Here is a 25,123-nt window from a genome sequence, read left to right on the forward strand (position 1 = left end):
TTAATGTGCCTTTATTTATTATATCTAAGTAAGTTATACCGCACCTATTGCATTTGGTAATGCAAGAGATATAGCTGGAATATAGGTTACAGCGAGGAGGAATGCCAACATCAATAACAACCAAGGTGTAGCTGCTTTGATAACTTGTGGTAATGATAATCCTGTAATCGCTGAAGAAACGAACAAGTTAAGTCCAACTGGTGGGGTAATCATACCAATTTCCATATTTACAACCATAATGATACCTAGGTGAATTGGATCAATTCCGAGTTGAGTTGCAATAGGGAATAAAATTGGTACTAAAATTAAGATAATTGCAGAGGGTTCCATAAATGCACCAGCAATCAACAGAACGATATTAACCACAATTAAGAATTGCCAGCCTTGGAGATTCATTTCTGTCACAAGTTGGGTAAGTTGTTGTGGAATTTGTTCAGTGGTGAGTACATGCGCAAATAACATTGCATTGGCAATGATGAACATCAACATGATACTTAACTTACCTGCTTCGAGAAGCACTTTTGGACACTCTTTTAATTTGATGTCTTTATAGATAAACACAGAAACAAAGAATGAATAGACAGCTGCAACGGCAGCAGCTTCAGTCGGTGTAAATGCACCACTATAAATACCACCAAGAATAATGACCATGAGGATTAATCCCCACAATGCTTTTCTGGCAGCTCTGAACCACTCTCTTACACTCGCTCTTGGTAAAGCAGGCAGATTTTTTAGTCGAGCAACAATATAGATAGCAACCATTAAGACCACACCAAGGAGTAATCCCGGTACAACCCCAGCCATAAATAACCGTCCTACGGAAGATTCCGTTGCTGCGGCATAAACCACCATAACTACAGATGGTGGAATTAAGATACCTAATGTTCCTGCATTACATACGATACCAGTACCAAATTCAACCGGATAACCAGATCTTACCATCCCAGCAATTGCGATCGAACCTACAGCCGCTACAGTAGCGGGACTTGAACCTGATAGTGCAGCGAAAAGCATACAGGAGAGAACAGAGGCAATGGCTAGACCACCGCGAATATGTCCAACGGTTGCATTAGCAAAATCAATTAAACGGCGAGCTACACCGCCAGTTGTCATAAATGCACCCGCAAGGAGGAAGAATGGAATCGCTAATAAAGTATAGTGTTCTGAGGTTTCAAAAAGTTTTATTGCCACAGAGCTAATAGAGTCTTGGCTGAATAAAATAATTACTAAAGAACCCGATAATCCCAATGCAACGGCAATTGGTACGCCGATAAACATTAAGAAGAATAAACATGCAAACAAGAAAATAATAGTCATAGATTACTCCTTATGTTCTTCTTCAGAATCTTGTAGTTTGACGGCGTCTTTCGCTTCATCAGCTAAACCGAGATCATTTTGTTTACCTTGTAATAAGCGAACAAAAATTTCGATGAAACGGGCAAATATCATGAAGTAACCGATAGGAATAATCATACTGAGATGCCATAGTTGGATACCGAAATGTTGTAAATCCTCTGCACCTACATTCGCAATAAGTAATGCTGTTACCCAGTCGATGCTTGCTACCATAATGATGCCTGTATAAATTAAACAGGTAAGACAAGCGAAAATACTGATGTATCGTTGAGTGGGTGTAGAGAATTTTTTAACGATAGCATCAATTCCAATATGACCCGCTGTACGCACTCCATAGGAAGCGCCAAAAAAGATTAACATTGCAAAGAATAATTTTGTTAAAGCAACACTCCATGTCATTTCTTGAGCAATTGTCATTGAGAATGTTGCGATAGGAATACAGATAGATTCGAGGCTTGGGTAGGCATCCGCTAAGTCAAAGAAAGGCGTATAAAGATTGTTAAACATGACATAAACGAATGTGACCAAGGTCATTAACGCTAGGGAAAATGCAATCATGAACTCCTCGAGTTTTCCCCAGAGGTAATTAAATTGTTGCATAGATGCTCCTTACAAACTTGAGCAGAGAAAGTGCGGTAGCTTGTACCGCACTTACGTTTTACAGACTATTTTTTGTTAGATTCTTCGGCAGCTTTGATTAAATCAGCACCGATTTTATCTTCAAATTTTTTCCAGACAGGGCGCATTGCATCACGCCATTCTTTTCTTTGTTCTGGTGTTAAAGTAATGATTTCAGTTGTTTTTGCATCAAGAATACGTTGTTTATCAGCAAGGTTGAATTCATGTGATTTTTTGTTCACATCATCACTGACAACATCCATTACTTCCATCAAACCTTTACGTACATCATCTGGTAAACCGTCCCAGAATTTACTGTTTACGATAACCATATAAGAAAGTAAGCCGTGGTTAGATTCAGTAATGTATTTTTGTACTTCATTGATTTTTTGTGAATAGATGTTTGAGTATGGGTTTTCAGCACCATTTACTACACCAGTTTGTAAGCCTTGATACATTTCACCGAACGCCATTTTACGAGGTACAGCATTAAGTTGTTTAAATTGAGCATCAAGTACTTCAGAGTTTTGTACACGGAATTTCAAACCACGAGCATCTTTAGGTAAGACAAGTTTTTTATTTGCTGAAAGTTGTTTAAGGTCATTGTTCCAGTAACCTAAACCAATGATACCTTTATCTTTCATACTATTAAGTAAGCTTTTACCTGCATCACTTTTTTCGAAACGTTGTACAGCTTCGATGTCATCAAATAGGAATGGCAAATCGAATAATTGAATTTTTGGTGTGTATTTATCGAATTTAGCTAAAGATGGTGCAAGCATTTGTACGTTATTTAATAACAATGCTTCCATTTCTTTTCCATCCCCATAAAGAGATGAGTTTGAATAAACTTCAACTTTTACTTTACCTGGGAATTTTTCTTCAACTAATTTTTTAAATAATAAAGCACCTTGACCTTTTGGTGTATCATCTGCAACAACGTGAGAGAATTTAATCACAATTGGGTCAGCAGCTAATGCGCTTCCAGAGAAAATTGCTCCGAATGCAGCAACAGTAGCAAGAACTTTAAACATAGTTTTTTTCATAAGCAGATCCTCTAATTTATATGAGTGAGTTTGTGTATGCACAAATAAGATTATTTAAATGCTAAATTTTAGTAAAGCGGATTTTTTTAAAAAGTTGATCTCATTCTCAAAAATTTAATAGAAATTTAATAAAACCGTTTAAAAATAAAGCATAAGCATAGAGAAAAGCTTTTTTGAGCATGTAAAGAGATATAACTCTTTGGTGGTAATTTTTTTTTATGGTTAGGAAGAGAATCATTGCTGTAATAGTTAGCTGGCGTTGTTTCTGTAATGAAAGGATGAAGAAGATGATACGTAAATAGTTATTTTTGAGAGTAAGTAATCAGCAACATGAATTTGTTAATAAAAAGAGGAGAAAATGGTTGAGATACATTATGTATATAAGAATGTATCTCAACTAAATAATTAGTGGCAAGATTTCTGATTTGATTGGGTTCCACAACGACAACAATCGCCACAAGCATTTCCTTTAGCTCGTTTTTGTTTAAAGTTATAAAACAAATAAGCTACAGCACCAATAAATAAGAAGGCAACAATAAGATATTGGATCATAAACCGGCTCCTAATGCGAGGTGATAAACGATATAGGCAAACAGATATGCCAATAGTGAGAGATATAGGGTAATTAGTAAGGTTTTTGTGGTTGATTTAGTTTCTCGTTTGATCACAGCAAGCGTAGCCATACACATTGGTGCGTAGACATACCAAGCTAAGAACGATAATGCAGTAGGTAGTCCCCAACTTTGATTAATTAGTGGAATCAAAAATTGTTGGGCTGCTTCTTCAGAAACTGAGCCGACCGCATAAACTGTACCAAGCGCTGCAACTACCACCTCTCTTGCCGCAATACCCGGCACCATAGCGATACACATTTCCCAAGTAAAGCCAATTGGGCGGAAAATTGGTTCAAGGAAATGCCCTAAGGTACCAGCAAAGCTATAATCAATTGCCGGTCCAGTTGCTTGTTCTGGTGCAGAAGGAAAACTGACTAATACCCAAAGAACGATGCTTAAGGCAAAAATAATTGTACCGGCACGTTTCAGAAAGGCACTAACTCGTTCCCATAGTGTGACTAAAATATGTTTAAAGTTTGGCATCCGATAAGTTGGTAATTCCATTAATAATGGGAACTGTTGTACTTTTCCTTTATGTTTGGCGAAGAGTTTTAAAACAAAAGCAATGAATCCCGCTGAAATAACACCGATCGTATAGAGTGCAAAAAGCGTAAGCCCTTGTAAGTTAAAAATTCCCCATACTTGTCGATCAGGAATAACCGCAGCAATAATTAAAGCATAGACGGGTAAACGAGCTGAACAAGTAAGTAACGGTGCAATGGCAATTGTTACTAAACGTTCACGAGGATCGGTAATCGTTCTTGCTGACATAATTGCCGGAACTGCACACGCAAATCCAGATAATAAAGGAATAAATGAACGACCAGATAATCCACTTTTTGCTAGAAAACTATCCAGTAAATAAGCTCCACGAGGGAGATAACCTGAATCCTCTAAAACTAACAACAAAGCAAATAAAATCGTAATTTGTGGTAGGAAAACCAATACGCTACTGATTCCAGCAATGACCCCATCAACCAACAGATCCCGAACAATGCCTTCCGGTAATACTGTGGTTACCCATTCAGCTAACCAACCAAATCCAGCTTCAATCAGATCCATAAAAGGCGCGGCCCAAGTATATACAGCCTGGAACATCAGTAACATCACAATAATAAGAGTGAGTAATCCCCAGACAGGATGTAAGAAAATATGATCTAAAGTTTGATGCCAGCGAGGTAATGAATTTACATTTTGTACACTCTCAGCAAGGATATGATCTACTTGTTGGAATAATAATTCACTGTCTAGATTATCGGTAATTTGTTCTAACTCGGCTGTTGTTTTTTGCGTTGGTGTAACGGTTTGCATTAATGTTTCAACAGCAGTTTTGACGTTTTCTAACCCTTGTTTACTAACAGCAATGGTACTAATTACAGGTACTCCAAGGAGTTGAGTCATTTTTTTTGTATCAATTTTTAAACCACGAGCAGTTGCTACATCATATAAGTTGATCGAGATAATCATCGGCAAACCAAGTGATTTAAGTTCTAGTGCCATACGTAATGTCATACGTAGATTAGTGGCATCAGCGACCGCAATAATAGCATCTGGAATTTTCCCAAGATGACCAAGCAATACATTACGGGAAACTTCTTCATCAGGGCTGGTGGTATGCAGGCTATAAGTACCTGGTAAGTCTAAAATAGTGATATTAGGATGGCCCAGTAGCATACCTTCACGTCTATCTACTGTAACACCAGGATAGTTAGCGATACGAGCATTAGAACCGGTTAAGGCATTAAATAAAACGGTTTTTCCACAATTCGGTGGGCCAATTAAGGCAAAATTAAGATGATTTGACATAACAACAAATTATTTTAAGTAACACAGTATTTTTTCAGCTTCCGCTTTGCGTAAAGAAAATTGTGAATGGTTATCAAGTCGTACTACATAAGACCCTTTCCCGAGAAATCCTTTTGCAATGATAGTAACAGGACGATGAGAGGAAAAGCCAAGATCTGCTAAGCGACGGCTAACAGAACGATCTTGTGAACCAAACACTGGATTATCGATAATATCTTTAATATAAGCTTGTTGATGTTTAGCTAACTGATGAAGAGGATAAACAGACATAGTAATAATTTCCTAACTTCTTTCTGGTGAATCTTATTTTAAATCTAAATAAGAAATATTCCTAATATTGATAACGGGAAGTAATTCTAGCGGATAATCTGCGGATATTGTTTGATATATATCAAGTTAATTTAGGGGAGAGGAGGAGAAAAAAAGGATAAAAACGCACTAAAAATAGAAGAGGAGGAGGTGGCGTTTTTATCCTAAAAGGTGGAAATCAGTATTCCCATTTATCGGGATCGATGCCTTTTTCACGCATTAATACTTTAGCATCTTCAGGAATTTCATCATGTCTGTCTTTTAGAAGATCTTCATCTGTTGGCAAAGGCTGACCAGTAAATGCGTGTAAAAATGCTTCACAAAGTAATTCACTATTGGTTGCGTGGCGGAGGTTTCGAATCTGACGGCGGGTGCGTTCATTAGTTAAAATTTCCAAAACTTTAATTGGAATTGACACAGTAATTTTTTTTACCTGCTCACTTTTTTTGCCATGTTCTGCATAAGGACTGATATATTTGCCATCCCAGTCAGCCATAATGTATTTCCTCTAAATTCCACACAATGTGTAGTATTTTAATCAAAATTACCTATGATGACAATCTAGCCTTAAAGACATCTAGATTTCTTTTTCATTAAATTTTGTTGTGCTGCGTTGTAATAGGATTGTGTTAGAATACGCAGCGTTTCTGTATATCGCCATTGGAAGGAGGTTAAGGATGCAGACAGTTTCTCGTTATCAAGTGCATAAGTTTGGTGGCAGCAGTTTAGCTAATGTGGATTGTATCCGAGGTGTTGCCTCAATCATTCAAAATTATAGTAAAGAAACTGATGTAATTGTGATCTCGGCGATAGGTAAAACTACAAATTTATTAATCGAATGGGTTGAAGCGTCACGTACAGATACAGTGAGTGCTAATCGTATTTTACAGAATTTGCGCCATCAATATCTCTCTTTAGTGAATAGTCTATTAAATCACCCAGAAGAAGTCGCACAATCTTTCGTTGATGATACCCTCTACCTTTCCTCGTTATTAGATAAGCCATTTAGTGAAGCAATTTATGCAGAAGTGGTCGGGCATGGTGAGATTTGGTCAACACGTTTAGTCACGGCTTATTTAAACCAACAAGGTATTCCAGCAGTATTTGTTGATGCAAGAGATTTTATGGTGGCAGAACGTACTGTATTACCTAAAGTCCGTGTTGCGCCAAGTAAACGACGTTTACAGCCTATTTTAGAGGCTTATCCAGATAAACGTTTAGTTATTACCGGGTTTATTAGTCGTAATGCAGCTGGGGAAACAGTGCTATTAGGGCGAAATGGTTCGGATTATTCTGCGACACAAATTGCAGAACTAGCAGAAATTGAAAATGTAACAATTTGGAGCGATGTGGCGGGAGTGTATTCGGCTGATCCTCGGTATGTAAAAAATGCAACTTTATTGCCATTATTGCGGTTGGATGAAGCGAATGAATTAGCGCGATTAGGTGCCCCTGTATTGCATAGCCGTACGTTACAGCCAGTGAAAGAGTGCCAATTAAAATTGCAATTACGCAGCAGCTTAAAACCAAATGAAGGGACAACACGTGTCGAGTATGTTTATTCATCTTCTGCGCAAGGTAAGATTGTGACTTTCCACAACCATATCGGTTGGATTGAGTTAGTGATTCCACAAAACCAAGTTTTGCAAAGTTGGTTGCAACGTTTTCGTGCTTGGATGCAAGAGCATCAATTAGACGCTTTAGTTGAACAATTTATTGAAAGTAGCCGTACTTTACGTTTGGTTTATACCAATGAATATATTGATACGGCATTTATGCAGTTTAAACAATTACCGTTAATCACAGATTCAATCTCTATTCGTTATGATTTAGCCTTATTGGCGATGGTTGGCGCTGGTGTATGTCAGAATTCGTTACAGATGTTACGTTTCTCGCAAATGCTAAAAACACAGCCATTAGAGTTTATGTGGCAATCTGAAGATAACATCAGTGTAGTTGCTATTTTACGTCAATCAGTAAGTCGAGAATTATTACGTAATGTGCATGATGATTTATTCAGAGCACATAAAACAGTAGGCTTAGTGGTATTAGGAAAAGGTGAGGTCGCTAAAACTTGGGTAAATCTTTTTCGCCAAGAACAAGAGAAAATTGCAGCACGCAGCCATTTTGATTTTTCTTTAATTGGGATTGTTTCTAGCCAAAAAGCGTGGCTCGATCATCAAGGCTTGCTAACCCGTATCAAAGAAAATAATTGGGATAATCAATTTGAACAGTCTGCTCGAGAGTTTGTACCTGATGAATTGATCCAGTGGATGAGTATGCATCCGTTTGATGAGTTAGTTATTTTGGATTTTACCAATAGTGATGAAGTTGCTGCGCATTATGCAGATTATGCAAAATATGGTTTCCATGTGATCAGTGCGAATAAACGTGCAGCTGCATTTGATCTTGATACATACCATCAGATTGAAGCAGCATTCTTACAATCAGGGAGTTATTGGCTGTATAACGCAACTGTGGGTGGTGGATTACCTATTAATACCACTATCCATGATTTGGTGGAAAGTGGGGATACAATCTTGTCAATTGAGGGAACATTCTCTAGTACTTTGGCTTGGTTGTTCTATCAATATGATGGGTCGGTGCCTTTTTCTATGTTGTTAGAACAAGCATGGCAACAAAGGATGACTGAACGAGATCCTCGAGAAGATTTATGTGGATTAGATGCGTTACGTAAATTATTAATTGTGGCAAGAACGGCGGGCTATGATTTGGATCGTACAGATGTCAAAGTAGAACTTTGATTCCGGAACATATGCTAGACGTACCATTAGCAGAGTTTTTTGAACAATTACACGAAATTGAGCCTTTTATTAATGAACATTATCATGATGCCAAAGAGGAACATGGCGTATTACGTTATGTAGTGCGTTTCCTTGCGAATGGACAATCAAAAATTGGCTTAGAAATTTGCTCAAGTGAAGATCCAATGGGACGTGTGCTACCGGGGGAAAATTTATTCCTGATTAGAACATTATGGTATCGCGATAATCCATTAGTGATTCATGGGCCAAGTGCTGGTGTGAAAATGACTGCGGGGGCAATCCAAGCAGATTTAAATCGCTTAGTAAAATTATTATAGAAAGCGAAAGGATACACCTTGAGCAAGTATAGATAACTTGTTAAAATTTCGCTCGGTTTCAAGAGCAAACTTGAAACCGAGTTCGGATGAAGGTAGCTGGAGAGTAGAGAATTAACTCTACGCCGACGAGGTAAACTCTTTCAGGCGCTGTTTACAGCATGGACTGTTACTGGACGAACCCTTGGAGAGATCCGTAATAAACGGACGCCGAAGGCGCAAAAAAATCTTTGATTTTTGAAACGCTCAGGCAAAAGGACAGGGGCAGGAAAGATAAAATTTCATTTCATGTTATCGCTTTTTGGCGATTTTTCTTCTTTTATTCTTTTCTACTCCTTGTATTTAGCTTTTTTATTTACGAGGAAGTCATGAGTTTCAATGAAATCTTAGCATCAATTGATAGCTTTGTTTGGGGACCACCACTCTTAATTTTATTAGGTGGAACAGGAATTTATTTTAGTTTTCGCTTAGGGTTCTTACAGATTTGGGCTTTACCGCGTGCATTACGCTATATCTTTAAAAAAGGGAATACCGGTGAAGGAGATGTATCTGCGTTTGCAGCGTTATGTACAGCACTCTCTGCAACGATTGGAACAGGGAATATTGTCGGGGTAGCTACAGCAATTCAAGCAGGTGGACCAGGGGCAATTTTCTGGATGTGGATTGTTGCTTTCTTTGGGATGTCAACAAAATATGCAGAATGTTTATTAGCGGTGAAATATCGTACCAAAGACAAAAACGGCTTTATGTCAGGCGGACCAATGTATTACATTGAACGCGGCTTAGGTATCAAATGGTTAGCTAAATTATTTGCAATCTTTGGCGTGTTGGTCGCTTTCTTTGGTATTGGAACATTCCCACAAATTAATGCAATCACTCATGCAATGAATGATACCTTTGGGGTCTCAACAGTGATTACAGCAATCGTGATGACTGTATTGGTCGCGATGATTATTCTAGGCGGAGTAAATCGTATTGCTGTGGTTTCTTCATTAATCGTGCCATTTATGGCGTTACTTTATGTAGGAACTTCAGTAGTTATTTTAGTATTGAATTGGAATCTCATTCCTGATGCGCTTGCCTTAATTATCCATAGTGCATTTAATCCAGAAGCAGCCTTAGGTGGGGTAATTGGTTTCACGGTGTTAAAAGCGATTCAATCTGGTATGGCAAGAGGTATTTTCTCCAATGAATCTGGTCTAGGTAGTGCGCCAATTGCTGCTGCTGCAGCACAGACAGAAGAGCCAGTACGCCAAGGATTAATTTCAATGACTGGTACATTCTTTGATACCATTATTATTTGTACCATGACGGGGTTAGTGATTGTATTAACAGGTGTCTGGAATAGTAATATTGAAGGAGCTGCAGTAACAAATTTAGCTTTTGCACAAGGTTTAGGTCATAGCGTTGGTGCAACGATTGTGACAATTGGCTTGTTGTTCTTTGCCTTTACCACTATTTTGGGCTGGTGTTATTACGGTGAACGCTGTTTTGTCTATCTAGCAGGGATCAAAGGGATTAAATTTTTCCGCACTTGTTTTATTTTATTAATTGCGGGTGGTGCTTTCATTAAATTAGAAATTATCTGGAGTTTAGCGGATATTGTGAATGGTTTGATGGCAATACCAAACTTAATTGCATTAATTGGATTACGTAAAGTCATTATTGAAGAGACTAAAGATTACTTTGCTCGTTTACGTGTTTCAGCGAAAGATCGAGATGAGGAGTTAGCTGAGAAGGGGTTTAGTAGTAGTTATAATTAAGTGGTGAAGTGTGTAGTATAACTAATTATGCCCTTAGACTTGTTGGTAAACTTGAAATTAATTACAAATCTTAATAAGTGTCTAGTGGGTTCCCTCTCACACTTGCCCGAATGCAAATAAGATTTTCAGGCAAAAAAAGTGATCATTTTTCGAACGGAGTGAGAAAAATCTCTGTTTTTTGCCGCTCGGAAAATCTTATTGGAATGAGGATTAGCAAGTGTGTGAGGGCGTGTTTCTTTTGCTTCGTTTTCTTTACACGAGTAAAGAAAATGAAGTCGCCCTTTAGGGCGAAACCTAAAACAATAATTAGAGAAAAATATTAATAAATAGGCTTAGTTATCAGATGAGAGTGCGTAGTAAGACTACTACGCACTTACACTATTATTTCCCAATACAAAAAGAACTAAAAATATTGCCAAGTAAATCATCTGAAGTAAATTCACCCGTGATCTCACTTAACGCATTTTGTGCCATTTTTAATTCTTCTGCCAACAACTCACCTGCATAAAATTGGGTAAGCTGAATATGCCCTAATTGTAAGTGTTCAGCCGCTTGGTTTAACGCTTCTAAATGACGGCGGCGTGCTAAGAAACCACCTTCAGTTACCGTCTGATACCCAATACTCTCCTTAAGATGATCTTTGAGTAATTGAATGCCTTGTTGGGTTTTGGCTGAGAGAGTCACTGTGGTATAGCCATTCTCAACCGAAATACCTTCAGGTTCACCACTTAAATCGGCTTTATTGCGAATAATGGTTACTGGCATTGAACTTGGTAATTTTGACATAAAGTCTGGCCAAATTTTTTCAGGTAAAGTTTCTTTAGTGGTAGTGCTATCTAGCATAAATAGCACACGATCGGCTTGTTCGATCTCTTGCCATGCACGCTCAATACCAATTCTTTCTACTTCATCAGTTGCGGCACGTAAACCAGCTGTATCAATGATGTGTAATGGCATACCATCTAAATGAATATGCTCGCGTAATACATCACGTGTTGTCCCGGCAATATCAGTGACAATGGCTGCTTCTCTACCTGCTAATGCATTGAGAAGACTTGATTTACCTGCATTTGGTCTGCCTGCAATTACAACTTTCATCCCTTCACGTAATAAGGAGCCTTGCTTGGCTTGAGCTTGTACCGTATCAACCTGTTGAATGATTTGATTTAATAGAGATTCAATTTTTCCATCGGCGAGAAAATCAATTTCTTCATCAGGAAAATCAATCGCAGCTTCGACATAAGTACGTAAATAAATGAGTTGATCGACTAACTGATGAATTTGATGCGAAAATTCGCCTTGTAATGATTTTAATGCGGAGCGTGCAGCCTGTTCAGAACTTGCATCAATTAAATCAGCAATAGCTTCTGCTTGTGCTAAGTCAATCTTATCATTTAAAAAAGCTTGTTCTGAAAATTCCCCTGGACGAGCTAAACGAACCCCATGAATTTGTAAGATACGTTTTAACAATAGATCTAAAATGACTTGCCCACCGTGCCCTTGTAATTCCAAAACATCCTCACCAGTAAAAGAGTGTGGTGCTTTAAAAAACAGTGCAATACCTTGATCTAAGGTGGTGCCATCAATATCTTTGAATGGCAAATAATCCGCCACACGTGGTTTAGGACATTTTCCTAAAACTTGTTGTGCTACTTCAGTAGCAAGTGGTCCTGAAACCCTTAAAATTCCAATACCACCTCGACCGGGTGGTGTAGCTTGAGCGACAATTGTTTCTGTTTGAATCATATTGGTTAATCAAAAAAAGAAATATAAAAAACTTAAGGCATCTCGAAAGATGCCTTAATCATTACGTTTATTTATTACGAGAATGTAAGCCTTTCTTTTCTAATCCTCGATAAATAAGTTGTTGTTGAACAATAGTAATGAGGTTTGATACCAACCAGTAAAGAACTAAGCCTGATGGGAACCATAAGAAGAAGAAAGTAAACATTACTGGCATAAAGGTCATTACTTTTTGTTGCATTGGATCCGCTACTGGAGTTGGTGACATTTTTTGTAATAAGAACATAGATGCACCCATTAACAATGGCAAAATATAATATGGATCTTGTGCAGATAAGTCTTGAATCCAGCCAAAGAATGGTGCATGACGTAATTCAACTGCTTCTAAGAATGTCCAGTATAATGCAATAAAGATTGGCATTTGCAGTAACAATGGTAAGCAGCCACCAAGTGGATTTACTTTTTCTGCTTTATATAATTCCATCATTTCTTTACTCATGCGTTGTCTATCATCACCACAACGTTCACGTAACTCCTGAATTTTTGGTTGTAACATACGCATTTTTGCCATAGAGGTATATTGCGCCTTAGTTAAAGGATAAAGAATCGCTTTAACTACGATAGTTACCCCAATAATAGCAAGACCCCAGTTTTGTACGAGACTTTGGATAAATTGTAGAAGCCAGAATAATGGTTTTGCAATAAACCAAGCCCAACCATAATCAACAGTTAAATCAAGATGAGGAGCAACTTTTTCCATCTGATCTTGAAGTTTTGGTCCTACCCAAAGTTGGCTTGTAATTGTGTCAGTAGCACCATTTGCAATAGTTGTTACTGGACCACGGTAACCGATATAAGCGAAATTGCCTTGTGTAGAACTATAAAGTTGGTTTTCTGCATCTTGATTTGGAATCCAAGCAGAAACGAAATAGTGTTGCAACATTGCAGCCCAGCCTTGTTTGGTTTTAACGGCTAGGTTTTCTTTCTTCATATCATCAAAAGAATATTTTTTATAATTGGTTTCTGATGAAGAATAAGCACCACCTAGATAGGTAGGCATTGCAATGTGACCAGTATTTTCAACTAAAGTATGTTTAAGTTGCGCATAAGGTTGTACTTGAATTGGCGAACCAGATGCATTAGTTACTTCAAAGTTTACTTTTACATCATAGCTATCACGAGAGAGTGTGAATACTTTACGATAAGTAATCCCATCTTTAACTAAGGTAAACGGTACAGCAATTTCATTTTGTCCTTCAGCAAGTGCAAAATGGTCACCTTCAACTTGATAGTTTGCACGACCAGATACAGTATCGCTACCATTAGCGCCGATTAAACCACTTTGTGCGATATAGGCAAGCTCAGGCGTATTTTTTAACAAAGAAAATGGCTGAGCTGAATGTAATTCAGCATCATATTTAAGTAATTGAGCTTCAACGATATCACCACCAAGGGTATCAATTTTTAAGCGCAATACATCATTTTCGATAGTCACAAGATGACTTTGCTGATTATTGTTTGCAGCAGTATCTTGGATAACACTTGCTGAGGCTGATGGTTGTTCAGCTTGGCTTTGTGTTTGTTCTTGTTGGTTTTGTTGAGCGAGTTGTGGATTGTTGTCAATTTCCCATTGTTGGTAGATGAGAAAAGAGATAAACAACAAAGCAATTACGAGTAAACTACGTCTTGAATCCATTATTTTTTTCTCTGTGGTTTATGATTATCAATAGGTGGCGGTACAGGATCATAGCCTGATGAACCAAAAGGATGACATTTTAATATACGCTTCACAGTTAGCCAACCCCCTTTTATCACTCCGTGTGTCTGAATTGCTTCAATCCCATATTGTGAACAGGTCGGGGTGAAACGACAGCGAGGTCCTATTAAAGGACTAATCACCAGTTGATAAAAACGAATAAAGCCAATTAAGATTTTTTTGAGAAACGTAGATGCCGTTGCCATAATTTATCCAACGCTTTATATAACAACGCATTATCTAAATTACCAATCCCTTTACGTGCAATAATAATAAAGTCGTAATTCGGTAATTGATGTTGTTGTAAGCGAAAACTCTCACGACAAACACGCTTAATCCGATTTCGTTGATTAGCACGTTTTACATATTTTTTTGCAACAGTTAAACCTAATCGGGGATGTTGAAGGGTATTAGGACGAGCAATAATAGAAATTTCAGGTAATGAAGCCCTGAATGGTTGTTGAAATACGAAGTTAAATTGAGCGGGAGTTAACAGACGTAACTCCCTTGAAAATCCTAGCTTAGACACTCGGTAATCAGCAGATTATGCACTTAAACGTGCACGACCTTTAGCACGACGACGAGCTAAAACTTGACGACCTTTTTTAGTTGCCATACGTGCACGGAAACCGTGAGTACGACTACGTTTTAATACTGAAGGTTGGAAAGTACGTTTCATTTTCTTATCTACCTAATAAATTGACGTTTTAATATTAGTAAAAGAGATAACTCAATTGGTTTGAGTTAGCATCAGTGATATTAAAACAAAAAGTTACAATAAAAAGAGGACGCAATTCTAATCAGAAAATTGCCTTTCGTCAAATGGATAAACAGAAAAAATCGCTTTTTCTTGGTTTCTTATTAATGAAAATACAGCCTTAATCAAGAAAGGGAAGAGAAGCTCTGTAAAAATTGATCTTTTGAGAAGATCTTAAATCGAGTTTATTGTATGATATCGGTCGGTTTTAGATGGATCATTGATAAATTTAGATAACAATTAACATACCTATGGAACAGCACAGATTATCTTCCCTTTGGCAAAGTTGCCTGTTACAGCTGCAAGATAAAATTAGCCAGCTGGATTTCAGTACTTGGATTCGTCCATTACAAGCAGATATTTCAGAAACAACGATGGTGCTTTATGCGCCGAATCGATTTGTGCGTGATTGGGTACAAGATAAATATTTAGCACAAATTGAAGAAATTGTGCATTTTTTAACGGCTAACCCTCAATATAGTGTACGTGTACGTGAAGGAACACGTCCAGTTAGAGAAACAGCTTCGATCCAGAATGCAGAAGCTTCTATGGCAGAAGCTGTTCAAACAACCAATAATATTCAACCGACTAAAATTAAAACCAATTTAAATCCTAAGTATGAATTTCATAACTTTGTGCAAGGGAAATCAAACCAGTTAGCACGTGTTGTTGCACAAAAAGTAGCAGAAAAAATTGGTGATGAAGGTTATAACCCGCTGTTTTTATACGGGGGAACTGGTTTAGGGAAAACTCACTTATTGCACGCTATTGGTAATGGAATTCTAAAAAATAAACCAGATGCAAAAGTAGTTTATATCCATTCAGAACGTTTTGTACAAGAATTGGTAAAAGCGTTAAAAACCGAAAGTATTGAGAAATTTAAGAAATTTTATCGCTCTTTAGATGCATTATTGATTGACGATATTCAATTTTTTGCGGGCAAAGAAGGATCGCAGGAAGAGTTTTTCCATACCTTTAACAGTTTGTTTGAAGGGGGACGGCAGATTATTTTGACATCTGATCGTTATCCAAAAGAGATCGATAAGATCGAAGAACGTTTGAAATCTCGCTTTAACTGGGGATTAAGTGTGGCGATTGAACCGCCTGAGTTAGAAACCCGAGTGGCGATTTTATTAAAGAAAGCCGAGGAAAGTAATATTGTCTTACCAGAAGAAGTGGCATTCTTTATTGGTCAGAAGTTACGCACTAATGTACGTGAATTAGAAGGGGCATTAAATCGTGTCAGTGCAAATGCGAACTTTACTGGACAGCCAATTACAATCGATTTTGTCCGTGAAACATTAAAAGATATGTTAGCGGTACATGATCGTTCAGTGACTTTAGATAATATTCAACGCGTGGTTGCTGAACGTTATCGGATCAAAGTGTCCGATCTTAAATCAAAGAGTAAAGCACGTTCCTTTGTGCGTCCTCGTCAAATGGCGATGGCATTATCAAAAGAGTTAACCAATCATAGTTTGCCAGAAATAGGGCGTGCATTCGGAGATCGTGACCATACAACAGTTCTACACGCTTGTCGTAAGATTACGGAATTAAGAGAGTCAGACAATAACATTAGCGAAGATTATGCTAATTTGATCAGAACATTATCAACCTAAGGTGGGCCTATGCAATTTATCGTAGCAAGAGAAAATTTATTAAAACCTTTACAACAAGTATGTGGTGTTTTAAGCAGTCGTCCATCTTTGCCAGTATTAAACAATATTTTGGTACAAATTACAGGTGATCGCTTAACGCTTACAGGCTCTGATCTAGAAGTGGAGTTATCTACTTTTGTGCAATTAACTTCAGCAAGTGAAGATGGGGTTTTTACAATTCCTGCACGTAAATTTTTAGATATTTGCCGTTCATTAAATGATGATGCAGAAATTACGGTGAATTATGAAAATGATCGCGTATTAGTAACCGCAGAACGCAGTAAATTTAATTTAGCCACTTTACCTGCGGAAAGTTACCCTAATTTAACGCAATTAGATATAGATGTTGAATTCAGCATTGAACAATCGGTATTGCGTCGCGTGATGGAAGCCACACAATTTTCAATGGCTAATCAGGATGCACGTTATTTCCTAAATGGAATGAAGTTTGAAACTGAAAGTAATGTGTTGCGTACAGTGGCAACAGATGGGCACCGTTTAGCAGTATGTGGGATTCAATTAGCACAAGATGTACCAGATTATGCGATTATTGTGCCACGTAAAGGGGTTATTGAACTCATGCGTTTATTAGACAGTAACAGTGATAATGCGCATATCCGTATGGGGCAAAATAATATTCAAGTACATCTTAATAATGTTATTTTCACCTCTAAATTGATTGATGGGCGTTTCCCTGATTACCGCCGAGTATTACCTCGCAACGCGGATCGTATTTTAGAAGTGGATTGGAATTCACTTAAACAAGCGTGTGTGCGTGCAGCAATTCTTTCTAATGAACGTTTCCGTGGCGTACGTTTGATTATTGAAGCGAATCAGTTAAAGATCTTGGCGCAAAACCCAGATCAAGAAGAAGCAGAAGAAGTAATTGATGTAAGTTATACAGGGGAACCAATGGAGGTTGGTTTCAATGTTAGTTATATCTTAGATGTATTAAATGCGTTGAAATGTAAGTCAGTACGTATTCGCTTAACAGATGCAACTTCAAGTTGTTTAATGGAAGATTGCGAAGAAAGTAATGCTGAATATGTGATTATGCCAATGCGTTTATAGTGGTTATGGCTTTATCTCAATTAAATATTCAACATTTTAGAAATCTTAAAGCCGTGAGTTTAACGTTAAACTCAGGCTTTAATTTTTTAATTGGCCATAATGGCAGCGGTAAGACCAGCCTGCTGGAAGCGATCTATTTTCTTGGGCACGGACGTTCGTTTAAAAGTTCGGTAATTGGGCGAGTGATTCAATATGAGCAACCTGCTTTTACCTTATTTGCCAAAATTGAGGATCAGCAAAGCAGTTGGTCAGTTGGTTTACAAAAAACTCGACAAGGTGAGAGTACCATCCGAATTAATGGTGAAGATGGTAATAAGATTTCCGATTTAGCTCACCTATTACCAATGCAATTAATCACGCCAGAAGGATTAACCTTAATTAACGGCGGTCCAAGTTATCGACGAGCATTTTTAGACTGGGGATTGTTTCATCTTGAGCCTGGGTTTCATCAATTATGGTCAATGATGAATCGTTTACTCAAACAGCGCAATGCTGCGTTACAGCAAGTAAATGACTATGCGCAAATTAAAATTTGGGATCAACAACTCTATCAAATTGCCCTACAAATTAGCCAATGGCGCCAACAATACGCAGATGCATTAAAGGCAGAAATTAATGCAACTTGCCAGCTTTTTTTACCTGAAGTCGAAATTGATACCCAGTTTTATCAGGGGTGGGCAAAAGAGAGTGATTATGCTGAAATACTTGAAACTAATTTCCAGCGTGATCAGGCGATTGGTTATACGATGTCAGGTCCACAGCGTGCTGATTTTAAATTTAAGGCAAATGGATTGCCTGCCGAAGATATTTTGTCACGTGGTCAATTAAAATTGTTAATGTGTGCTTTACGTCTGGCACAAGGGGAGCATTTAATGCAACAGCAACAGCGCCGTTGTATTTTTTTAATTGATGATTTTGCTTCAGAGTTAGATCCAAATAAACGTGCATTATTGGCACAACGTTTAAAAGAGAGTCAATCACAAGTTATCATTACCGCGATTACGCCCGAACAGTTACAACAACCACATTGGCAAGACGGGGCGAAATTTCAGCTACAACAAGGCGAAGTGGAACAGCTAAGCTAAGTGGTAGTTGGATAACCACCACTTAAACAACAGATCATTTCTGATAAGTAATCGCCCTTAATTGCACAAGTAATTGTTTACAAGCTTGATCTAAAGGAGCTTGTACTCGCATTTCTTCGCCAGTTTTAGGATGAGTAAAACGAATTGAAAATGCGTGTAAGAATAGACGGTGAACGCCAAAAGGGGCTAATTGCTGATCAAATTCTTTATTACCATATTTGCTGTCAAACGCGATAGGATGTCCAGCATATTGCGTATGCACACGAATTTGGTGTGTCCTACCAGTAATTGGCGAAGCTTTTACTAATGTAGCAAAACTAAAACGTTCTTCGATACTAAATCGTGTTTCGGATGGTTTTCCTTGTTCACTTACTTTGACAATTCTTTCGCCACTCGAAAGCTCATTTTTTAATAAAGGTGCTTTGACAGATTTACAGTGCGATTGCCATTCACCTCGTACTAACGCTAAATAATCTTTTTGGATTGTCTTGTCACGTAGTTGTTCATGTAGGCTGCGTAAGGCAGAACGTTTTTTTGCAACTAAGAGAATACCAGAGGTATCACGATCTAAACGGTGTACTAACTCTAAAAATTTAGCTTGGGGACGTAAAGCACGTAACGCTTCAATTACACCAAAACTTAAACCGCTACCACCATGTACAGCAATACCAGAAGGCTTATTAATAATTAATAGCTGATCATCTTCGAATAAAATTTGTTGTTCTAGTTCACTGACTTTATTCAGTTTTGTTGAGATAGGCGCTGTATTACTTTTTTCACTCACTCTTACTGGAGGAATCCGAACAATATCACCTGCTTGTAATTTATATTCAGGTTTGACTCGACCTTTATTCACTCGGACTTCACCTTTGCGAATAATGCGATAAATAAGGCTTTTTGGCACACCTTTTAATTTTGCCAATAAATAGTTATCGATACGTTGCTGATCTTCATCACTTTCAATAGTGATAAAACGGACATTCGCATTAATTACTTTGTCTTCAGAATTGTTCATAATTTCTCTAACCTTAAAAAATTCGGCGTATCATACCATTAAGTATCAATAGTTGTGAAAAATTGACAAAGTTTTTTCACTCGTAATGACCGAAAATCTATTATCTTTAACTTTGCAAACCGTCGATAAAATGGAATAATAAGGAGCATTTTTTTGTGAGTGAAATGCGTGAAAAGCGTTTTGTTTTTTATTATTCACAGGATAGTGCTTTTTTATTTGATGTTTGGTGCAGCAATAGGGCGTAAGACACCAATTTTAGAGATGTTAATACAGGACACAAATTAAGCAAATTCAAAAGAATCAGTTCAATGCAACCAAATAGCAATCAATCAACATAACGAGTTTGAGCATTTGTGTTGCCTTTTAGCATAGTGAGAATCGGGAGATTGGCATACTGCAGCAACAGAATTAAAGTGTTTGTATTATCATCGTTTTTATAAAAGTTATAACAAGAATAGAGAAATAACGATGAAAAGAATGTTAATTAACGCCACGCAAAAGGAAGAATTGCGTGTCGCTTTAGTTGATGGTCAACGCTTGTTTGACCTCGATATTGAATCTCCAGGGCATGAACAAAAGAAAGCCAACATCTATAAAGGAAAAATCACTCGAGTTGAACCAAGTTTAGAAGCTGCATTCGTTGATTATGGTGCAGAACGACATGGTTTCCTTCCTTTAAAAGAAATTGCCAGAGAATATTTTCCAGAAGGTTATGTTTATCAAGGCAGACCAAATATCCGTGATATTTTGCAAGAAGGACAAGAAGTTATTGTTCAAGTAAGCAAAGAGGAACGTGGTAATAAAGGTGCTGCATTAACAACTTTTGTTTCTTTGGCGGGTAGTTATTTAGTGATAATGCCTAATAATCCACGTGCAGGCGGAATTTCTCGTCGTATTGAAGGTGATGAGCGTTTAGAGTTAAAAGAAGCTCTCGGTTCATTAGAAGTACCAGATGGCGTAGGGTTAATCGTTCGTACTGCAGGTGTAGGGCGTTCACCAGAAGAGTTACAATGGGATTTACACGTTTTACTACACCATTGGGAAGCAATTAAAAAAGCGTCAGAATCTCGTCCAGCCCCCTTCTTAATTCACCAAGAAAGTGATGTGATTGTTCGTGCGATTCGTGATTATTTGCGTCGAGATATTGGAGAAATTTTAATTGATAGCCGCAAAGTATTCGATAAAGTAAAAGAACATATCAAATTAGTTCGACCTGATTTCATCAATCGAGTGAAGTTATATCAAGGTGAAGTGCCTTTATTTAGCCATTTCCAAATTGAATCACAAATTGAATCTGCTTTCCAACGTGAAGTGCAATTACCATCAGGTGGTTCTATCGTTATTGATGTTACAGAAGCATTAACAGCTATCGATATTAACTCAGCACGTTCAACACGTGGCGGTGATATTGAAGAAACCGCATTAAATACTAACTTAGAAGCAGCAGATGAAATCGCTCGTCAATTACGTTTACGTGACCTTGGTGGATTAATTGTTATCGACTTTATTGATATGACCCCAGCACGTCATCAGCGTGAAGTCGAAAATCGAATTCGTGATGCAGTTCGCCAAGATCGTGCTCGAATCCAAATTAGCCGGATTTCGCGCTTTGGGCTTCTTGAAATGTCACGTCAGCGTTTGAGTCCATCATTAAATGAATCAACACATCATATCTGTCCACGTTGTCAGGGAACAGGTAAGGTTCGTGATAATGAATCACTCTCTCTTTCTATCCTTCGTTTATTAGAAGAAGAGGCGTTAAAAGAGAATACCAAACAAGTACATACTATTGTACCAGTGAAGATTGCGACATACTTATTGAATGAGAAACGTCGCGCCATCACTGAAATTGAAAAACGCCATAATGTGCAGGTGATTGTAGTTCCGCATGAACAAATGGAAACACCACATTTCTCCGTATTCCGTTTACGTGATGGGGAAGATAATCATACGTTAAGTTACAACTTAACTAAGTTGCACGATTTACAAGATGAATTTGATGGCGAAGAGTCTTTAATTAGCCGTACTATCGAACCAACGGCGACAGCAACACCAGCGCAACCAGAGGTGGCAGCAGTAGAAATTACTATCCCGGCACCAGCGCCAGTAGTGAAACGCAAAGAGGAGGAAAAAGTTTCTCTGTTTGGTCGTATTTGGCAAAAGATTAAAGGCTTATTTGCTGAAGAGCAGAACGAAGAGAAAAATAAACGTAATAACTCGCGTAATAACAATAAACAACGTTCTCGTCGTGATAATAAAGAGAATCAACGCCAACGTGATAGACGTAGCAATGAAGACTCTCGCCGTAAAGAGAATGTTGCTAGTGTTGAAAAAGAGGACAATACAAAACGTACTAAACGAGCTAATCGTAAGGCTGCTATTGAGGAAATTAATGAGTTGAATGTGGCTTCATCACGTAAAAATGATGAAGAAAATAGCAAAGAACAACAGGTTGCCTCTCGTCGCCAACGTCGTGATTTACGTAAGAAAGTGCGTTTAGAAGCAACACCAGATGCTGAAAAAACAACGAGTGAAGATATTGCAGCAACAACACTTCCTGAAGTGGCTAATGAAGTAGCGGTAGCTGTTGAAGAGAAAAAAGCGCCTGTTCCTGCATTAGTGGTTGAAGATAAATTAGAGGTTGCATCTGCTGATAATTCAGCAGAAAAAGCGAATGCAGAAGCCGTAGTGACAGCACATGATACAGAAGAAACCCCTGTATCAGAGAAACAACCAAAAGAGGGACGTTCACGTCGTTTACCGCGTCATTTACGGATGAATAATCGCAGACGTCGTCACTCGCAAGAGGTTGTTTCGCCAATGCCATTATTTATGGCGGTAGCGTCACCTGAATTGGCAAGTGGTAAGATTTGTCTGCCATTTGTGAATAGAGTGGAAAAGGAAAAAAACAGTAGCTTTGTATCTGTTGATGAGATGTTAGAACAACAAAAACAAGATACGAATGAAACCTTAATTCCTGTAACTTCTGCGGTAATAAGTCAAGATGCGAATCCACGTCCGTTAGAGCCAGTATTAACTATGGCAGCAAACGGTAAAGAAGCGAAATCTAAACCGAATAGTAGCTTAAATCAAGCGTTGTTAGCTCAAACAGCTGAACAAACACAACCAGAAGTTGAAACGACAGATATCGAAAATGCCACTGTGACTGAAACTGTGACCGAAGTAGTGGAACAACAAGTTGTCCCAGTTGAGGCAGAGGTTGTGGTAGAAAAAGTGATTGAGCCGTATCAATCGACATATCAATTTAATGGACGTTTAGGCACTTTCTCCGTAGTGGAACATATCAAAGCAGATATGACGTTAGCGGAAGCAGGTGAATTAACGCCAATGGCGTTGAATATTGTTGAATGGAAAGGATCTCGCTATACCTTTAGAGGCAAAGGCGCTGCGGGGTATCATACTGCGATTGATCGTGCGACAGTTGAACCAACGCAAGCAAAAGTAGAATAAATATTCATATCATAAAAGAGGCTATACTTTAGGGTATAGCCTTATCATTTCTACTAAATTACTTATTTTATTACACCGCCAAAATCTCAAATAAAGGAATATCCCAAATTTCAGCAGGAATTTCTTGCACTTGTTGGCAACTATGTGCAAGTCCAACAGGAAGGAAATTTTTTTGTTGCCAATTTTCTAACGTACGGTCATAAAAGCCACCACCCATACCAAGGCGATTTTTATACTGATCAAATGCGACTAAAGGTGTAAAAATAATATCTAACTGATCAGCAGGTAATACTTTGGTTACATCTAAAATAGGTTCATCAATGGCGAATTTATTTTTCCGTAACGGTGTATCAGATGTATAAGCAAGAAAAAGTAGATTGCCAGGACTAAATGGATGCAATACAGGAAGATAAAGATGATAACCTTTTTCCCAAAGTTGCTGAATGAGAAGTTTAGTTGAAATTTCCCCATCGAACGAAAGATATAAGGCAATATGTTTTACTGCGCGAGGTTGTAAAAAGTCGAGAACAGCTTGTACTATCTTTTTCTCTGCATCTTGTTGTTGCTGTTCGGAAAGTGCAGATCTTTGCTGGCGAATAAATTTCCGTAATTGTTGCCGTTGGCTAGCTTTGTCGGTTGCAGAAGTAAGAGGAAAAGTAAAAGAAGATTGGTTGGAAATAATCGACATAGAGTATTATCTCTTATTAGAACCCGAGGTGCCGATACGGGTGGTCGGTCCTTGAACCCTACGGTTCAAGGGAGTCAGTTTTACATTCATTAGGCTTCTTGATAAATCAAGCATGCTCACCGATTGTAGATAACCAACTCTAATATATATCAGTATCGGCTCAGGGACGTAACCCATTGTCGAACACCTCAGGATGGTTTTATAGTACATTAATTTTCTTAATTTGCCTAGTTTAGAGCGTTTATTTTCTTAATCTAAATCATAAATTATTTGTTTGTAGGCATATTAGATAAAATAGTGCTTAAAGAGTGTTCTATCTGTTCAATTTTATTATTAATTAAATGTTCTCGTTCGGAGTTTTGCTGTTGTTGGGTGATTAAATCATGACATAAATTTAAGCCCACAATCGTTAATGCTTTATCAAGTTGAATGATGCCTGTACGGCTTTTTAATTCAGACACTTTCTTTTCCAAGATATCTGCTGCTTCTCTTAGCGCCTGATGTTGATCCTCAGGACAACTTAAACGTAGGTTTTGACCAAAAATATACAAATCAATATTTTTAGACATACAAGAACCTCTTTAGACAAAAATTATTAATGTGATAAATGTTGGTATTATGCCATAGCAAATAAGTTTCGTCATAGATTATTGGTGGATATTCTGGTTGGTGTTAGAATGGTCCAGATTTAAATTCAAATGGAAAATGATATGACAATTACAGCACAGCAGCTCAACCATGAACTAAAGCAAGCTGGAATCGCTTTAAATGGTGTGGAATTACATGGATTATTAACTGGTTTTATTTGCGGTGGTATTCGCGACGAGAGTTGGAAATCATTACTATATAAATTTACCAATGAAGATCATGCCTATCCAGTGCAATTAATTAGCAAAATTGCTGAATTATACAAAGCACTAAATCAAAGTTTATCTGATTTAACAGAATTTACCTTCGATCTGGATTTAGGTGGAGTAGATGATATCTATCAAAATATTTCATCATTAAGTGAATGGTGTAATCATTTTCTATTAGGGCTAGGTTTAGCGCAGCCAAATCTACAAAAAGAACAGCAACAAGATATTGTTGAAGCGTTAGCTGATCTGCGAGAAATTTGCCAATTAGGCTATGAAGAAGATGATGATGAAGAGAGCTTGGAGCATGCTTTAGAGGAGATCATCGAATATTTACGTACTATCGCCATGCTATTTTACTCTCACTTTAGCCAAGCTAGTGTTCAACATAAAACTATCCATTAAGAAGGAGT

The 25,123-nt window shown here is 37.8% G+C and carries 23 protein-coding genes, 1 other RNA gene and 1 riboswitch; of the genes, 8 read left to right on the forward strand and 16 right to left on the reverse strand.

Annotated features, from left to right (window positions below):
* Positions 1 to 33: 33 nt before the first annotated feature.
* From dctM to metJ, 7 genes are all read right to left on the reverse strand, one after another.
* Positions 34 to 1,317, reverse strand: a complete 1,284-nt coding sequence (gene dctM, locus PF272_RS03200) for a C4-dicarboxylate TRAP transporter large permease protein DctM (protein ID WP_065233635.1) — start codon at positions 1,315 to 1,317, stop codon at positions 34 to 36.
* 3 nt (positions 1,318 to 1,320) lie between these two features.
* The gene (locus PF272_RS03205) at positions 1,321 to 1,956 is read right to left on the reverse strand and encodes a TRAP transporter small permease (RefSeq protein ID WP_271141607.1); all 636 of its coding nucleotides are present in this window, start codon (positions 1,954 to 1,956) and stop codon (positions 1,321 to 1,323) included.
* A gap of 65 nt (positions 1,957 to 2,021) precedes the next feature.
* Complete coding sequence (locus PF272_RS03210) at positions 2,022 to 3,008, reverse strand: TRAP transporter substrate-binding protein (protein WP_197494411.1); 987 nt, start codon at positions 3,006 to 3,008, stop codon at positions 2,022 to 2,024.
* Between the two features lie 417 nt (positions 3,009 to 3,425).
* Positions 3,426 to 3,572, reverse strand: coding sequence for a FeoB-associated Cys-rich membrane protein (locus tag PF272_RS03215; RefSeq protein WP_271141608.1), 147 nt, complete (start codon positions 3,570 to 3,572; stop codon positions 3,426 to 3,428).
* On the reverse strand, positions 3,569 to 5,440 hold the full coding sequence (feoB, locus tag PF272_RS03220) for a ferrous iron transport protein B (RefSeq protein WP_271141609.1): 1,872 nt from the start codon (positions 5,438 to 5,440) through the stop codon (positions 3,569 to 3,571). Before feoB ends, PF272_RS03215 begins: the two co-directional genes overlap by 4 nt.
* A gap of 9 nt (positions 5,441 to 5,449) precedes the next feature.
* Positions 5,450 to 5,710, reverse strand: a complete 261-nt coding sequence (locus PF272_RS03225; protein ID WP_271141610.1) for a FeoA family protein — start codon at positions 5,708 to 5,710, stop codon at positions 5,450 to 5,452.
* 217 nt (positions 5,711 to 5,927) lie between these two features.
* Positions 5,928 to 6,245 (reverse strand): met regulon transcriptional regulator MetJ, encoded by a 318-nt coding sequence (gene metJ, locus PF272_RS03230; protein ID WP_065233630.1) that lies wholly within the window; start codon positions 6,243 to 6,245, stop codon positions 5,928 to 5,930.
* A gap of 181 nt (positions 6,246 to 6,426) precedes the next feature.
* On the opposite strand from metJ, the gene metL reads away from it, so the two are divergent.
* The 3 genes from metL to PF272_RS03240 all read left to right on the forward strand — a co-directional run bounded on the left by metL (position 6,427) and on the right by PF272_RS03240 (position 10,612).
* Positions 6,427 to 8,514, forward strand: a complete 2,088-nt coding sequence (gene metL / locus PF272_RS03235) for a bifunctional aspartate kinase/homoserine dehydrogenase II (RefSeq protein WP_413789417.1) — start codon at positions 6,427 to 6,429, stop codon at positions 8,512 to 8,514.
* Between the two features lie 11 nt (positions 8,515 to 8,525).
* Positions 8,526 to 8,852, forward strand: a complete 327-nt coding sequence (locus PF272_RS12955; protein ID WP_413789418.1) for a hypothetical protein — start codon at positions 8,526 to 8,528, stop codon at positions 8,850 to 8,852.
* 171 nt (positions 8,853 to 9,023) lie between these two features.
* Positions 9,024 to 9,121: riboswitch (glycine riboswitch) on the forward strand.
* A 96-nt stretch (positions 9,122 to 9,217) separates the two neighbouring features.
* Entirely contained in the window at positions 9,218 to 10,612 is a 1,395-nt protein-coding gene (locus PF272_RS03240; protein ID WP_271141611.1) for an alanine/glycine:cation symporter family protein, read from the forward strand.
* A gap of 381 nt (positions 10,613 to 10,993) precedes the next feature.
* Here PF272_RS03240 and mnmE read toward each other — a convergent pair whose 3' ends face one another.
* The 5 genes from mnmE to rpmH all read right to left on the reverse strand — a co-directional run bounded on the left by mnmE (position 10,994) and on the right by rpmH (position 14,790).
* Positions 10,994 to 12,358, reverse strand: coding sequence for a tRNA uridine-5-carboxymethylaminomethyl(34) synthesis GTPase MnmE (mnmE, locus tag PF272_RS03245; protein ID WP_271141612.1), 1,365 nt, complete (start codon positions 12,356 to 12,358; stop codon positions 10,994 to 10,996).
* A gap of 67 nt (positions 12,359 to 12,425) precedes the next feature.
* Entirely contained in the window at positions 12,426 to 14,051 is a 1,626-nt protein-coding gene (yidC, locus tag PF272_RS03250; protein WP_271141613.1) for a membrane protein insertase YidC, read from the reverse strand.
* Positions 14,051 to 14,317: a membrane protein insertion efficiency factor YidD gene (yidD, locus tag PF272_RS03255; protein ID WP_065233625.1), complete on the reverse strand. Its 267-nt coding sequence runs from the start codon at positions 14,315 to 14,317 to the stop codon at positions 14,051 to 14,053. The genes yidC and yidD overlap by 1 nt, the downstream gene beginning before the upstream one ends.
* The gene (gene rnpA / locus PF272_RS03260; RefSeq protein ID WP_271141614.1) at positions 14,281 to 14,640 is read right to left on the reverse strand and encodes a ribonuclease P protein component; all 360 of its coding nucleotides are present in this window, start codon (positions 14,638 to 14,640) and stop codon (positions 14,281 to 14,283) included. The genes yidD and rnpA overlap by 37 nt, the downstream gene beginning before the upstream one ends.
* A 15-nt stretch (positions 14,641 to 14,655) precedes the next feature.
* Positions 14,656 to 14,790: a 50S ribosomal protein L34 gene (gene rpmH / locus PF272_RS03265; RefSeq protein WP_013745661.1), complete on the reverse strand. Its 135-nt coding sequence runs from the start codon at positions 14,788 to 14,790 to the stop codon at positions 14,656 to 14,658.
* A gap of 329 nt (positions 14,791 to 15,119) precedes the next feature.
* On the opposite strand from rpmH, the gene dnaA reads away from it, so the two are divergent.
* The 3 genes from dnaA to recF are packed head-to-tail and all read left to right on the forward strand — an operon-like array spanning position 15,120 to position 18,682.
* Positions 15,120 to 16,487: a chromosomal replication initiator protein DnaA gene (dnaA, locus tag PF272_RS03270; protein ID WP_065233623.1), complete on the forward strand. Its 1,368-nt coding sequence runs from the start codon at positions 15,120 to 15,122 to the stop codon at positions 16,485 to 16,487.
* Positions 16,488 to 16,496: 9 nt separating this feature from the next.
* The gene (dnaN, locus tag PF272_RS03275) at positions 16,497 to 17,597 is read left to right on the forward strand and encodes a DNA polymerase III subunit beta (protein WP_065239004.1); all 1,101 of its coding nucleotides are present in this window, start codon (positions 16,497 to 16,499) and stop codon (positions 17,595 to 17,597) included.
* 5 nt (positions 17,598 to 17,602) lie between these two features.
* A complete protein-coding gene (recF, locus tag PF272_RS03280) occupies positions 17,603 to 18,682 on the forward strand; it encodes a DNA replication/repair protein RecF (protein ID WP_271141615.1) in 1,080 nt (359 codons plus the stop codon).
* Positions 18,683 to 18,716: 34 nt separating this feature from the next.
* On the opposite strand, the gene rluC is transcribed toward recF, so the two are convergent.
* Complete coding sequence (gene rluC / locus PF272_RS03285; RefSeq protein WP_271141616.1) at positions 18,717 to 19,697, reverse strand: 23S rRNA pseudouridine(955/2504/2580) synthase RluC; 981 nt, start codon at positions 19,695 to 19,697, stop codon at positions 18,717 to 18,719.
* Positions 19,698 to 20,165: 468 nt separating this feature from the next.
* Between rluC and rne the strand changes: the two genes are divergently transcribed.
* Positions 20,166 to 23,168: a ribonuclease E gene (gene rne / locus PF272_RS03290; protein ID WP_271141617.1), complete on the forward strand. Its 3,003-nt coding sequence runs from the start codon at positions 20,166 to 20,168 to the stop codon at positions 23,166 to 23,168.
* A gap of 70 nt (positions 23,169 to 23,238) precedes the next feature.
* On the opposite strand, the gene PF272_RS03295 is transcribed toward rne, so the two are convergent.
* From PF272_RS03295 to PF272_RS03305, 3 genes are all read right to left on the reverse strand, one after another.
* Entirely contained in the window at positions 23,239 to 23,856 is a 618-nt protein-coding gene (locus PF272_RS03295; protein ID WP_271141618.1) for a 5-formyltetrahydrofolate cyclo-ligase, read from the reverse strand.
* 16 nt (positions 23,857 to 23,872) lie between these two features.
* Positions 23,873 to 24,054: non-coding RNA, 6S RNA (gene ssrS / locus PF272_RS03300), on the reverse strand.
* A 68-nt stretch (positions 24,055 to 24,122) separates the two neighbouring features.
* Positions 24,123 to 24,425 carry a cell division protein ZapA gene (locus PF272_RS03305; RefSeq protein ID WP_065233618.1) on the reverse strand — a complete coding sequence of 101 codons (303 nt, stop codon included), beginning with the start codon at positions 24,423 to 24,425 and terminating at the stop codon, positions 24,123 to 24,125.
* 141 nt (positions 24,426 to 24,566) lie between these two features.
* On the opposite strand from PF272_RS03305, the gene PF272_RS03310 reads away from it, so the two are divergent.
* Positions 24,567 to 25,115: a UPF0149 family protein gene (locus tag PF272_RS03310; protein WP_271141619.1), complete on the forward strand. Its 549-nt coding sequence runs from the start codon at positions 24,567 to 24,569 to the stop codon at positions 25,113 to 25,115.
* The last annotated feature ends 8 nt before the right edge of the window (positions 25,116 to 25,123 follow it).

The organism is Gallibacterium faecale (genome assembly GCF_027920745.1).
Lineage (GTDB): Bacteria > Pseudomonadota > Gammaproteobacteria > Enterobacterales > Pasteurellaceae > Gallibacterium > Gallibacterium faecale.